The 13,605-nt window shown below is 69.6% G+C and carries 8 protein-coding genes; 6 read left to right on the top strand and 2 right to left on the bottom strand.

What is annotated here, in order from left to right; translation table 11 throughout:
- Nucleotides 1-28 precede the first annotated feature (28 nt).
- Nucleotides 29-1,102 carry an alanine racemase gene (locus BLR90_RS11090; RefSeq protein WP_091025284.1) on the top strand — a complete coding sequence of 358 codons (1,074 nt, stop codon included), beginning with the start codon at nucleotides 29-31 and terminating at the stop codon, nucleotides 1,100-1,102.
- Here BLR90_RS11090 and BLR90_RS11085 read toward each other — a convergent pair.
- Together BLR90_RS11085 and BLR90_RS11080 are read right to left on the bottom strand one after the other, a co-directional pair.
- Nucleotides 1,063-2,487, bottom strand: coding sequence for a glycosyltransferase family 87 protein (locus tag BLR90_RS11085; RefSeq protein WP_245715261.1), 1,425 nt, complete (start codon nucleotides 2,485-2,487; stop codon nucleotides 1,063-1,065). The two genes, BLR90_RS11090 and BLR90_RS11085, sit on opposite strands and share 40 nt — an antisense overlap.
- A gap of 43 nt (nucleotides 2,488-2,530) precedes the next feature.
- Nucleotides 2,531-4,816 carry a transglycosylase domain-containing protein gene (locus BLR90_RS11080; protein WP_091025282.1) on the bottom strand — a complete coding sequence of 762 codons (2,286 nt, stop codon included), beginning with the start codon at nucleotides 4,814-4,816 and terminating at the stop codon, nucleotides 2,531-2,533.
- A 198-nt stretch (nucleotides 4,817-5,014) separates the two neighbouring features.
- Here BLR90_RS11080 and BLR90_RS11075 point away from each other — a divergent pair, with 198 nt between their 5' ends.
- From BLR90_RS11075 to BLR90_RS11055, 5 genes are all read left to right on the top strand, one after another.
- Complete coding sequence (locus BLR90_RS11075; protein WP_091025281.1) at nucleotides 5,015-5,617, top strand: PadR family transcriptional regulator; 603 nt, start codon at nucleotides 5,015-5,017, stop codon at nucleotides 5,615-5,617.
- Nucleotides 5,618-5,697: 80 nt separating this feature from the next.
- Complete coding sequence (locus BLR90_RS11070; RefSeq protein ID WP_091025280.1) at nucleotides 5,698-6,783, top strand: inositol-3-phosphate synthase; 1,086 nt, start codon at nucleotides 5,698-5,700, stop codon at nucleotides 6,781-6,783.
- A 142-nt stretch (nucleotides 6,784-6,925) separates the two neighbouring features.
- Nucleotides 6,926-10,855, top strand: a complete 3,930-nt coding sequence (locus BLR90_RS11065) for a PKD domain-containing protein (RefSeq protein WP_170254367.1) — start codon at nucleotides 6,926-6,928, stop codon at nucleotides 10,853-10,855.
- A gap of 95 nt (nucleotides 10,856-10,950) precedes the next feature.
- On the top strand, nucleotides 10,951-12,657 hold the full coding sequence (locus BLR90_RS11060) for an immune inhibitor A domain-containing protein (RefSeq protein ID WP_143016188.1): 1,707 nt from the start codon (nucleotides 10,951-10,953) through the stop codon (nucleotides 12,655-12,657).
- Entirely contained in the window at nucleotides 12,629-13,555 is a 927-nt protein-coding gene (locus tag BLR90_RS11055; RefSeq protein ID WP_091025277.1) for a PKD domain-containing protein, read from the top strand. The genes BLR90_RS11060 and BLR90_RS11055 overlap by 29 nt, the downstream gene beginning before the upstream one ends.
- The last annotated feature ends 50 nt before the right edge of the window (nucleotides 13,556-13,605 follow it).

Genomic DNA, 13,605 nt, shown 5'->3' with positions numbered 1-13,605 from the left:
CTGAAATCCGCCGCACGAGGACCCGCCGATGAGCCTGACCCTGACCGTCGACGGTGACCGCTGGCGCAGCCACCTGCGCCGGGTCGCCGGCACGCACCCGGGGCTGGTGCCGGTCGCGAAGGGCAACGGCTACGGGTTCACGCTCGGCCGGCTCGCCCGCAAGGCGGAGTGGCTCGGCGTCGACACTCTCGCGGTCGGGACGTACGACGAGCTGGGCCACGTGGCGCAGCGTTTCGGCGGCAGCCTGCTGGTACTCACCCCCTACCGGCCATTCGGCGCCGCCCTCGAGGTGGACCCGGCACTCAACGACCGGATCGTCCACACGGTCAGCCGGGTCAGCGACCTCGAGCACCTGCTCGCGCGCCAGCCCGACGCCCGGTTCGTGCTCGAGCGGATGACCTCCATGCAGCGCCACGGGCTCTCGGCCCGCGAGCTGTGGGCCGCCGCCCGCGTGCTCGCCGACCACCCGCGCGCTCGGGTCGAGGGGGTCGCGCTTCACCTGCCGCTGGCCCAGGGCTCCCACCTCTCCGAGGTCAGCCGGCTGATGAACGACGTGGTCGCGGCGGGTCTCGACACCCTCGGCGACCGGTGGTCGCCGACGATCTGGGTCAGCCACCTCACCGACGCCGAGCTCGCCGCACTGCAGACGTCGTACGCCGACTTCAGCATCCGGCCCCGGATCGGCACCAACCTGTGGCTCGGTGACCGCGCCTCGCTGCGGGTCACCTCCACGGTCCTCGACGTGCACCCGCTCGAGCGCGGCGACGCGTTCGGCTACCGCGCCCGCACGGCCCCCAAGACCGGGCACCTGCTGGTCGTCAGCGGCGGCACCGCCCACGGCATCGGGCTCGAGGCGCCGACAGGCGAGTCATCCATCAAGGCCCGCGCCGCCACCCTGGCCCGCGGCGGTCTCGACGCGGTCGGCTTCGTGCGGTCGCCGTTCTCGATCGACGGCAAGCAGCGGCTGTTCGCGGAGCCGCCGCACATGCAGGCCTCGATGCTCTTCCTGCCGCTGGGCGCCCACGTGCCCGAGATCGGCGACCAGATCGACGTGCGGGTGCGCTACACCGCGACGGCGTTCGACCGCGTCGTCGTCACCTGAGCCCGAGGCGGCTTCTCCACGGGGTCGTGGTGGGGCCGGAGCACGTCACGCGTCACGAGCACCACCAGGTAGAGCTCGCAGAGCATCCGCACCACGATCGCCACCCAGTAGAAGCCGGCGTCGCCGCCGCGGGCCGGCTCGAGGTAGCCACCGAGGTACCACCACACCGTCGCGAAGTAGAGGACCTCACCGGCCTGCCAGACCAGCTGGTCGCGCCACCGGGGCCGCGCGAGCACGGCGAGCGGCAGCAGCCACAGGACGTACTGCGGCGAGTAGACCTTGTTGACCAGCAGGAACCCCGCCACGATCAGGAAGCCCAGCTGGGTGAAGCGTGGCGTCTCGGGGGCCAGCATCCCGATCGCGAAGACGCCGACGCACCACACCGCGAAGAACGCCCACGACCAGGCGTTGATCGTGTGCGCCTCGATGCCGAGGTCGCCGGCCTGGTCGATGACCAGCCAGATCGAGCCGAGGTCGGCGGTGCGCTCGGAGTTGAACGACCAGAAGACCTTCCACTGCTCGCTGCTCGCGAGATACGCCGGCGCGTTGGTCAGCACCCAGGCCGCGACCGCGCTCGACACCACGAGCGCCAGCTCGCGCACGCGCTTGTCGCGCAGACAGATCACCAGGAGTGCCCCCAGCAGGAACAGCGGGAACAGCTTGGTCGCCGTACCGAGCCCGATCAGCACGCCGGTGAGCACCGGCTTGTCGCGGGCCCAGGCCCACAGGGCACCGGCGACCATCGCGACCGCGAGCAGGTCCCAGTTGATCAGCGCGGTGAGCGCGAGGGTCGGTGCGAGGGCGAACATCGCAGCGTCCCACGGCCTTCGCCGGTTGACCCCGGCCAGCAGGCCGGCCGCCAGGATCGTGAGCGCCGCCAGGGCGACCGCGTTGACCGCGACGTACAGGCGACCCTCGTCCTGGATCTCGGGGTCGCCCTGGAGGTCGCCCACCGACCGCTCGTAGCGGTCCTCGACCGGGGGTGACCCCGACAGCCAGTGCGTGACGTAGGACGTGCCCCAGGCCCAGTAGGAGATCCCGACGGGGTACTCCATCGACTCGTAGCGCACGCGGGTCTGCTCGTCGTCGGTGTAGGGGTAGGTGTGCTCGGCGAAGCCGCGCAGCGTGTAGAGGAACGGCAGGTCGGAGTAGCACATCTGGGAGTAGCGGGTGTCGCCCTCGCCCCAGGTGTCCTCGGCGCACGGCGCCTTCTGGAGGAGCCCGAGGGCGCAGCCGATCGCCGCCATCAGCAGCACCACCCGCAGCGGTGTCCACCAGCGCGTGCCGCCCGCCCGCCCGCCGACCGGACCGCCGACGGCCTCGCTGAGGCCGGCGACCACCGGGTCGTCCTGGGTGGGGTGCACGTGGATCCCGCTGCCGTCCACCCCTGTCCCCTTCACCGGGTCGGTTCTACCAGAGCCGCTCTCGTCAGGCGTCGTACGACGGCCGGTAGGCCGCCGTCCGCGCGCCACCGCTCGCCGAGGCGGACGGGCTGCCGCTCGGCGGGTCGCTGCTCGGCGGCGGTTCGCTGCTCGGCGGCGGCGTGGAGCAGCCGCCGATCAGGTCGCACGAGGGGGTGGGCGTCGGAGTCGGCGTCGGGGTGGGAGTCGGCGTCGGGGTCGGCGTCGGCGTCTCGGACGGCGTCGGGGTCTCGGACGGCGTGTTGGTCGGCTTCGGCTTCTTGGTCGACGGCGGCGGCGGGGGCGGGGCCGGTTCGTGACCGTCGCTGGGCGCCTCGCCGTCGACGTAGACCGGCTCGGCGAGGTCGAGGACCTCGGTGCCCTCGAGGGCGCGCTCCATGACCGCGGTCCACGTGGCCGTCGGGTAGTCGCCGCCGTAGAAGCTGGGCAGCCAGTCGTCCAGCGGCTCTGCTCCCTTGCCGCGCACGTAGACGACCGAGGTCGCCAGCTGCGGGGTGAAGCCGGTGAACCATGACGAGACCACACGGCCCTCGTCGTTGGTCGAGGTGCCGGTCTTGCCGCCCGCGGGGCGGCCTAGTGCCTGGGCGTCGGAGCCGGTCCCGTCGGGCGCCGCGATGACCTGCTCGAGGGCGTACGAGACGTCCGCCGCGATGTCCTCGTCCAGCACCCGCTCGGTGTTGTTCTTGTGCTTGTAGACCGTCTCGCCGTCCTGGTCGACGACCTTCTCGATGACGTACGGCGCGGCCGCCTCGCCGCCGTTGGCGATGGTCGCGTAGGCGTTGGCCATGTTGATCGGGCTGACCGTCGCGCTACCGAGCGCCACGCCCACGTTGGGCTCCAGACCCGGGGTGGAGGTCGGGATACCGGTCGCACCCTTGCGCGGCGCCTTCGCCGGCGGGATGCCGAGGTCGTTGGCGGTCTCGATGACCTTCTCGGGGCCGTCGGGGATGCTGTTGGTCAGGTCGATGAAGGCGGTGTTGATCGAGCCCTCGGTGGCCTTGAGCAGGCTGACCGGGCCGTAGGAGTCGTTGCCCTGGTTCTCGAACTCGGTGTCACCGATCTCGATCGGGCTGTTGCCGTCGAAGGTGTCCTTGAGCGAGAAGCCGGCCTTGATCCCGGCCGCCAGTGCGAACGGCTTCAGGATGGAGCCCGCCTGGCCTCCGGAGACCGCCCAGTTGATCTGGGAGTCGAGGTAGTCCTGGCCGCCGTAGAAGCCGCGCACGGCACCGGTGCCGGGCTCGACGCTGGCGACGCCGACGTGCAGGAACTTGTCCTTGAACCCTTCGGGCCGCTCCTCGATCACGCCCTGCTTGGCCGCGTCCATCGCCTTCTCGGTGAAGGTCGTGGTGATCCGCAGGCCCTGGCCGTCGATCTCCTCGTCCTCGAACCCGAGCCGGTTCAGCTCGTCGCGCACCAGCTTGAGCATGTGCCCCTTCTGGTCGCCGTAGGTGCTCTCGGCTTCGATCTCGGGGAACTTCGGCAGGCTCGTGCGCGCCTTGTCGGCCTCGTCAGCGTCGAGCTCGTCCATCTCGACCATGCCGTCGAGGACGAACTGGAAGCGTCCCTTGAGCTCCGCGCGGGCGTCCTTGCCGTTGGCCGGGTCGAACCGGGTCGGGTTGTTGAGCACGCTGGCCAGGACCGCCGACTCCTTGAGGCTCAGCTCCTTGGCCGGCTTGTTGAAGTAGGCGAGCGCCGCTGCCTGCACGCCGTAGGCGCCGCGGCCGAAGTAGATGGTGTTGAGGTAGCCCTCGAGGATCTCGGACTTGGTCTGCTGGCGCTGGACCTTGAGCGAGAGGATGGCTTCCTTCGCCTTGCGGGTGAGCGAGCGCTCCTGCGTGAGGTAGAGGATCTTGACGTACTGCTGGGTGATCGTGGACGCGCCCTGCGTGCTGTTGCCCTGGGCGTTGCTGAAGGCCGCGCGCAGGATGCCCTTGGGGTCGATGCCCTTGTCGCTCCAGAAGCTGCGGTTCTCGGCCGCCACCACGGCGTCCTTGAGGGTCTCGGGCATCTCGCTGAGAGGAATCGAGTCGCGGTCCTGGACCGCGAACTTGCCGAGCTCCTGCTTGCCGCCGTCGAAGTAGACGAACGACGTCTCGGTCTGGAAGTCCTCGTTGGGGTCCGGGATGTCGATGGTGGTGTAGAGGAACACGAAGCCGCCGACGGCCACCAGGGCGCCGACCAGGCTGACGATGAGGAACCACTTGCCGGCCTTCTTCAGCCGGGCCTTCCGGGAGACAGGGGCCTTCGGCTTCTTCTTGACGGCCGGCCCATCGGCCCTGCGCTTGGCGTTCAAGGTCTCGTTCTCCGGGGGGTCGGGGACAGGCGGGCGCGGTCCGACGCACGTCGTACGGCGCGCTTCCAGGGTACGCACCCGGGCCGAGGGTCCCCATTCGCGAGCCCTGGGACCCGGCGAGGCACCCGTCACACAGGAGTAACGAAGTGGATATGTCCCGGATTCGTAATCCGTGGATATATCGCTACGATAGGTCTCGTGGCACGTCGCGGAGAAACCATCGAGCTCGCAGTCCTCGGACTGCTGCACGAGGGACCCATGCACGGCTACGAGCTGCGCAAGCGGCTCAACCTGATGCTGGGCTGGAGCCGGGTGCTGAGCTACGGCTCGCTCTACCCGGCGCTGAAGAAGATGCTGCGGGGCTCGCTCATCGAGGAGCACACCACGCTGCCCGTGCCGGGCGTCCCGGTCACGCGCCGCCCACGCATCGTCTACCGCGTCACCGAGGCCGGCACCCGCGAGTTCCAGCAGCTGATGTCCGAGGTCGGCCCGACGGCGTGGGAGGACGACAACTTCGACATCCGGTTCGCGTTCTTCGGCAGCACCGACATGGAGATCCGGCTCCGGGTCCTCGAGGGCCGGCGCACGCGGCTGCAGGAGCGGCTCGACCGCGTGCAGTCGCAGCTCTCCCTCACCCAGGCCGAGGTCGACCGCTACGCGGCCGAGCTGCAGCGCCACGGCGTCGAGTCGGTCGAGCGCGAGGTCCGCTGGCTCTCCGACCTGATCAACGCCGAGCGCAGCCTCGACCGGATCGAGCTCCAGCACCCGCCGAAGCCGCAGCCAGAGCAGCAGCCCCAGTAACCAGCAGTCCCTCAGAAGACCCGCAAAACCAGCACCACCAGCACGACCTCCAGAGAAGTCACCAGGGAAGGAAGACCCCAATGGGTTCGGTCCGAGTAGCAATCGTGGGAGTGGGCAACTGCGCCACCTCCCTGATCCAGGGCGTCGAGTACTACAGGAACGCCGACCCCGACGGCACCGTCCCGGGTCTCATGCACGTCATGTTCGGCGACTACCACGTGCGCGACGTCGAGTTCGTCGCCGCGTTCGACGTCGACGCCAAGAAGGTCGGGTTCGACCTGTCCGAGGCCACGCAGGCCTCGGAGAACAACACGATCAAGATCGCCGACGTGCCGCCGCTCGGCATCACGGTCCAGAAGGGCCCCACGCTCGACGGCCTCGGCAAGTACTACCGCGAGACCATCGAGGAGTCCGACGAGGAGTCCGTCGACGTCGTCCAGGTGCTCCGCGAGACCAAGGCCGACGTGATGGTGTCCTACCTCCCGGTGGGCTCCGAGGAGGCCGACAAGTTCTACGCGCAGTGCGCGATCGACGCCAACGTCGCCTTCGTCAACGCCCTGCCCGTCTTCATCGCCTCCGACCCCGTGTGGGCCAAGAAGTTCGAGGACGCCGGCGTCCCGATCATCGGTGACGACATCAAGAGCCAGGTCGGCGCGACCATCACCCACCGCGTGATGGCCAAGCTGTTCGAGGACCGCGGCGTCTCGCTGGACCGCACCTACCAGCTCAACGTCGGCGGCAACATGGACTTCAAGAACATGCTCGAGCGCGACCGCCTGGAGTCCAAGAAGGTCTCCAAGACCCAGGCCGTCACGTCGAACCTGCACGGGTCGCTCTCCGGCAAGATCCACGACAAGAACGTCCACATCGGCCCGTCCGACTACGTCCAGTGGCTTGACGACCGCAAGTGGGCCTACGTCCGCCTCGAGGGTCGCGCGTTCGGTGACGTCCCCCTCAACCTCGAGTACAAGCTCGAGGTCTGGGACTCCCCCAACTCCGCCGGCATCATCATCGACGCGATCCGCGCCGCGAAGATCGCCAAGGACCGCGGCATCGGTGGCCCGATCATCTCGGCGTCGTCCTACCTGATGAAGTCCCCGCCGGTGCAGCTGCCCGACGACGAGGGTCGCCGCCGCGTCGAGGCCTTCATCCGCGGCGAGGAGTGACCTCCTAGTCCCCGCACCACCGCTGACCCGCCCGAGACCTCGGGCGGGTCAGCGTCATTTCGTAACCCCGGTGGGCTTCCCGTCGTTGGCGAGGCACCCGGTCACACCACCCCCGTGACCTCCCCCCCCGCTGAGGATGCCCATGTCTGCCCTTCGTACGAGAGCAGTGCGCGCCACTGCGGTCACCGCCGCCTGCAGCGCACTGCTCCTCTCCGGCTCCGCCGCCGTGCCCGGTTCGCTCGCCTCCGCGGCTCCCCCGGTGGCCCCCGCCGCCGCCGCTCCAGCCGCCGTCGCCCCCGCGGCGCCGGCCGACAGCACCGTCACCCTCGGCGGTCTCGAGGTGGAGAACAGCTTTGTCTCGTCCGTGGGCTGGGTGAAGCCCGGCGAGAGCTACCCCTCGCGGATCATCGTCACCAACCCAGCCGACCCGGCGGTGCCCACCAACCTGCCGATCGCGGGCGCGACGGTGACGGTCACGGCGCCCGAAGGCTCCACGATCACCCAGGCCGGCTCCGGCGCGACGCTGGCGCCGGGTGGCAAGACGGTGACCTGGACGGTCGGCCCGATGGCCGCCGGCCAGACCAAGACCCTCGTGCTGGACAGCACCGCCGACACGCTGGCCGCCAACCCCGAGATCGTCTGGCGCGACATCTCGACGACAGCTGCGGTCACCGTCGCCGGGACGACCCAGACCGCCACCAGCCACGGCCCCAAGGTGATCCCGCCCTCCGAGACCTTCGACACCGCGCGCTACGGCGACCGGCCGTTCCCGGTAGTGCCGGTTCAGTACCGCGACCGCGCCTACCAGGCCGGGCACGACGGTGACTCCCTCGAGTCGGTCATCAACGACCCGGCCAAGCCGGGCTCGACCTTCAACCTCTTCCAGGAGATCTCGCTGGGCCAGCTGTTCCCCGAGGGCACCGTGCCCTCTGCCGGGATCGGGGCGGCTGACTTCACCTACGCGCCCGGCTTCGAGTTCTCGCAGATCCAGCCCGGCCAGACCTGCGCCGGCGCCACCAAGACCGGGCCTGTCCCTGCCCCCGGCACCGTCGGCGGAGCCGCTTACACCGAGCGGATCACCGACGGCGTCTACAACCTGCCCGGCAACACCGGCTACTACGGCGCGGACGCCAACGGCTCCGCGCTCATCGGCGCCCTGGGTGGCGTCGGCGCGCTCCAGAGCATCGACTCCGGCTGCGGTCCCGCCGGCAAGATGGTCTACGACGCTGCCGCGATCGCCGACCCGGAGATCGACTACTCCGACTACGACACCGACAAGGACGGCGTGGTCGACTTCTTCATGGCCGTCTTCGCCGGCTGCGGCGGCAACGGCTCCTCGCAGCTCTCGGTCGCCGGCTGCGACTACCCGGACGCGCCGTACGACAACGTCTGGCCGCACTCCTCGTCGCTGGAGTACTACTACACCGACCCGGACACCGGTCTGCCCGGCTACACCACCGACGACCAGCTCAAGGACCTCGAAGGCCGCCCGCTCTGGTACACCGACACCAGCCGCAAGACCATGACGACCACCGACAAGGGCGACGCCCTGAAGGTGCTCGTGCGGGTCGGTCCCTACAACGTCAACCCCGAGACCGCCATCGACAAGGCCTCGGTGATCTCGCACGAGTACGGCCACTCGCTGGGCCTGCCCGACTTCTACTCCACCGGCAGCCGCGAGACCTACGGCGACTGGAACCTGATGGCGACCGACAAGTCGCAGAACATGGACGCCTACTCACGCCAGGAGCTCGGCTGGGTCGTTCCGCAGGTCCTGGCGCCCGGCGCCACCCAGACCGTCAGCGGCTGGACCGACTCCAAGCAGGACATCGGCACCATCACCTGGCAGCGACCCGACGGGACGCCGTACACCTTGACCAACGGACCTGACGGCATCGTGCACAACTCGCAGATGTACGTCGCCAAGCTCCCCGGGCGCCAGCTCCTCGACCCGGCCAAGTTCGACTCGGGTGAGAAGGCCAGCAAGACGCACGCCTGGTGGTCCGGTTCCGGCAACGACTTCGGCTGCGCGCCGAGCGGCGGCCGCAACCTCGACCTCTCCATCCCGCAGCTGGCCACCCTGCCCACCGGCAGCACGGTGCAGCTGACGTTCAAGTCCAACTGGGACATCGAATGGGACTACGACTACGGCTACGTCCTGACCACGGTCGACGGTGGGAAGAACTACGTTTCCCACGAGTCCGAGAAGGGCTACACCACGTCCAACACCGACCCGACTGCCGGCAACCCCAACCAGAACACCTGCCAGGCGAAGTACGACAACGGCATCACCGGGACCAGCGGTTCCTACGCCGACGGCACCGAGGCGACTGACCGCAAGCTGGGCAGCACCCCGGAGGCGGTCTTCCTCGAGGACAGCTACGACATCAGCGCCCTCGCCGGCAAACCTCAGGGGGCGCTGCGGTTCAGCTACGCCACCGACCCCGGCTTGGCGCGTCCCGGCTGGTTCATCGACGACGTCAAGATCACCGTCACCGAGCCCGGCAAGGCGCCCCGCGACGTGCTGGTCACCGACTTTGAGACGACCGGGGGTCCGGACGACGGACGCGTCTTCAACGGCGGCTGCCGTGAGGACCTGACCACGGCGCAGGAGTGCACCCAGGGCTGGAAGTACCTCCAGGCCGGCGCTGAGTCGCAGCAGGACCACGCCTACTACCTCGAGATGCGCGACCGCTCGGGTTTCGACCTCGACGGGAAGGGTCAGATCGACCGCGAGCCGATCGGGTTCGAGCCCGGCCTCTACCTCGCCTACACCGACGAGGCCCACGGCTACGGCAACACCGGCACGGACAACCCGCCGGCGCAGTCGCCCCTCGACTCCACCCCGGAGCCCGGGTCGGACACGCCCGACCTCAACGACGCAGCGTTCACGGCGGCGCCGGCGCGGTCGTCGTACTCCGACGCCAAGACCAAGCCCCACGTCGACAACTACAGCGACCCGTCGACCGCGTCCGGCAACTGGGAGTTCGCCTATGACTGCCTGGCCTTCAACGTGCTGTCGATGGCGGGCAACACCGACGGGCCGGCCACGTCCGACGGGGACCTGACCGGTTCGGTGCGGTTCACGACGGGCACCGGCTGCGGCGAGTTCGACTACGGCTACGCACCGCCCCCCAGCGCGCCGACCAACACGGCACCGATGGCCCTGGCCTCGGCCACGCCCCTCAACGCGCGCACCGGGGCGCCGGTCAAGTTCACGGCGTCGGGCAGTGTGGACGCCGAGACCCCTGGCAACCTGGACTACTCCTGGGACTTCGACAACGGCGGCTCGACCAAGGACGCCTCGGGCATCGACGTCACGCACGCCTTCCCCCAGGCAGGCACCTACGACGTCAAGGTCACCGTCACCGACCCGATGGGCGCGACCGACACGGACGTCGTGAGGGTGACCGTGACCCGTGACGCCCCGGGCAACCAGGCTCCCAAGGCCGCGGCACGGATCACGCCGGCGGTGCCCTATACCAACATGCCCGTGATGCTGTCCGGCCGCGACTCGACCGATGCCGAGACCGGCTCGAACGGGCTCGTCTACGAGTGGAGCTTCGGCGACGGGGGTGACCGAGTCGACGCGGTCGGCAAGAGGGTCCGCACCAGCTTCACGAGCCCGGGCTACCGCAACATCTCACTGACGGTGACCGACGCCGGCGGCAAGAGCACCACCGACACCAAGCGGATCCTGGTGCGCCGCGAGGTCGCCTGCAACGTCAGCCGGGTGGAGCGCCCAGGCAGCTGGCGCACGGTGCGCGACGGACGGGTCCGCGGCGGCAGCTACTGCGACAACGCAGGTCGAGGCGGCGGGCGGGACGTCATGAGCCTGAGGTTCCGGGGTCCTCAGGTGGACGTCTGGTTCGGCCGCGCCATCGGCGGTGGCACCGCCAAGGTCCTGATCGACGGAAAGCGGGTCGGCACCCTGTCCTTCGCCGGCTCGACGACTCGTCCGACGCTTACTGCCCACCGGATCTTCACCGGCCTGGGCCAGGGCCGGCACCACGTGCGGCTGGTCGTGATCAAGGGCATGGCCTACGTGGAGGGCTTCGGCATCATCGGCTGAGCCAGGTCGCACCTCGTCGCTGACCCGCCCGGGACTTCGGGCGGGTCAGCGTCACCAACCCCACCAACAAGCGGGTCGCCGGCGCCGTCGTCATGGTGCGGGCGCCGCTGGGCACGGCGTTCAAGACGGCCGCCGGCCCGGGTGCGCGCCAGGTCAAGCCGCGGCTGATCACGTGGCGGCTGCGCCCGGTCGGCCCCAAGCGCACCGCGACGCTCGTCATCGAGAGCCGCGCCGCCGGCCTGAAGACCCTACCCACGCTGGTGTGGCGCGACCTGTCCACCAAGGCGCAGCTCACCTCGAAGAAGCGCCGGACCACCGTCACCAGCCACGGCCCCAAGGTGATCCCGCCCGCCGAGGTCTACGACACGGCGCGCTACGGCGACCGCCCGTTCCCCGTCGTCCCGGTCCAGTACTCCGACCGCAGCTATGTCGCCGGCCACTCCGGCGGTGACCTCGCCGCGGTGATCAACAGCCCCAAGCTCAAGGGATCGACGTTCAACCTGTTCCAGGAGATGTCGCTAGGCCAGCACTACCCCAACGGCACCGTCCCCTCGGCAGGCATCGCCACCGCCGACTTCGACTACGGCCCCGGCTTCGACTTCCAGAAGACCGACCCGGCCACCGCCAACACCTGCACCGGTGCCACCTTCGCCGACTCCCCGGTCCCGGCAGAGGGCACGCCGCTCTACCCGGAGCGGATCACCGACGGCGTCTACAACCTGCCCGGCCAGACCCAGTGGTACGGCGCCGACGCCAACGGCTCGGCGATCGTCGGCTCGCTGGCCGGCGTCGCGGCCCTCCAGCAGATCGACAGCGGCTGCGGCCCGACCGGCAAGATCGTCGCCGACGCCGTGGCGCTCTCCGACCCGGAGATCGACTACTCCGACTTCGACACCGACAAGGACGGCATCGTCGACTTCTTCATGGCCGTCTTCGCGGGCTGCGGCGGCAACGGCGCGTCCCAGCTGGGTGTCTGCTCCGACGCCGCGACCGACGCGGCGCCGTACGACAACATCTGGCCGCACAGCTCGTCGCTGGAGTACTACATCACCGACCCCGTGACCGGCCTGCCCGGCTTCACGACCGACGACCAGCTGAAGAACCTCGAGGGCAAGTTGCTCTTCTACACCAACAAGTCCTACTCGAAGATGACGACCAAGAAGACGCCGTACAAGGTGTTCGTCCGCGTCGGTCCCTACAACCTGAACCCCGAGACCGCCATCGACAAGGCCAGCGTCATCTCGCACGAGTACGGCCACTCGCTGGGCCTCCCGGACTTCTACTCCACCGGCGGTCGCGAGACCTACGGCGACTGGAACCTGATGGCGACCGACAAGTCGCAGAACATGGACGCGTTCTCGCGCCAGGAGCTCGGCTGGGTCGTGCCCGAGGTGCTGACCAAGGGCACGCGCACCATCAAGAACATCCCCGACTCCAAGCAGGACACCGGCGTCATCCGCTGGCGCACGCAGTCCGGCAAGGCCTACACGCTCAAGCGCGGCCGCGACGGCATCGTGCACAACTCCCGGATGTACGTCGCCAAGCTGCCCGGGCGTCAGCTGCTCGACCCGGCGAAGTTCAGCACCGGCGACAAGGCCACCAAGAAGCACGTGTGGTTCTCGGGCAGTGGCAACGACTTCGGCTGCGGTGCAGACGGCCGGGGCGAAGACGCCGGTGCTGCGGTTCAGCTACTCGACCGACCCCGGCCTGGCGCGTCCCGGTTGGTTCATCGACGACCTGTTGGTCACGGCGACCACGCCGTCTGGGGCAAAGGTGCTGCTGAAGACCGACTTCGAGGGTGAGGGCGGTCCCGACGACTCGCGGGTCTTCAACGGCGGCTGCCAGCCCGACAACCCGGGCGGCGACTGCACCAAGGGCTGGCAGTTCGTGAAGGCCGGCGCCGAGGCGGAGTTCGACCACGCCTACTACATGGAGATGCGCGACCGCTCCGGCTTCGACCTCGACGGGCAGGGCCAGATCGACCGCGACCCGATCGGGTGGCAGCCGGGCTTCTACCTCGGCTACACCGACGAGGCGCACGGCTACGGCAACGCCGGCACCGACGACCCGCCGGCCCAGTCGCCGCTCGACTCCAAGCCGGAGCCCGGCAGCACCACGCCGGACCTCAACGACGCCGCGTTCACGGCCGGGGCCGACCGTCGGCTGTTCACCGACTTCGGTCGCGGGCACACCGACAACTACGAGGACCCGGCCAACAGCTCGGTCGACCCGCGCTACGCCGACGTGGCCAACCCGTGGCGCTTCCAGTACGACTGCCTGAGCTTCAAGGTGCTGTCGCTGAAGGGCGCCACCACCGGGCCGTCCCGCTCCGACGGAGACCTGAGCGGCAGCGTGAAGTTCACGATCGGCAAGGGCTGCGGCAAGTTCAACTACGGCTACGGCGTGCCGGCCACGCCGAAGAACACCCGACCGACCGCGCGGATCAAGGCCTCGGCCACGACCGTCACCGCCGGCACCCGGGTGACCTTCAGCGGCGCCACCAGCACCGACAAGGAGACCCCCCGCAAGCTCGACCACGTGTGGAGCTGGGACAACGGCCTCCCCGCCAAGGACGCCGTCGGCGAGCAGGCCTCGCACGTCTTCGACAACCCCGGCACCTTCGAGGTCCGTCTCCGCGTCTCCGACCCCCAGGGCCGGTTCCACATCGCGACCTACACGATCACGGTGACCGGGGAGTGACTTCGTCACTCCCTTGGGAGTACTCGCTGCGCTCGTACTCCCGGGCGGGC

This window comes from Nocardioides szechwanensis (genome assembly GCF_900103935.1).
GTDB lineage: Bacteria > Actinomycetota > Actinomycetes > Propionibacteriales > Nocardioidaceae > Nocardioides > Nocardioides szechwanensis.
The sequence above is the reverse complement of the archived record's forward strand: the minus strand, read 5'-3'. Positions and strand labels throughout refer to the sequence as shown.

Bases quoted from the DNA above. Each gene is read 5' to 3' on its own strand.
- BLR90_RS11090 (WP_091025284.1), top strand. From the start codon at position 29: ATGAGCCTGACCCTGACCGTCGACGGTGACCGCTGGCGCAGCCACCTG.
- BLR90_RS11065 (WP_170254367.1), top strand. From the start codon at position 6,926: ATGTCTGCCCTTCGTACGAGAGCAGTGCGCGCCACTGCGGTCACCGCC.
- BLR90_RS11070 (WP_091025280.1), top strand. From the start codon at position 5,698: ATGGGTTCGGTCCGAGTAGCAATCGTGGGAGTGGGCAACTGCGCCACC.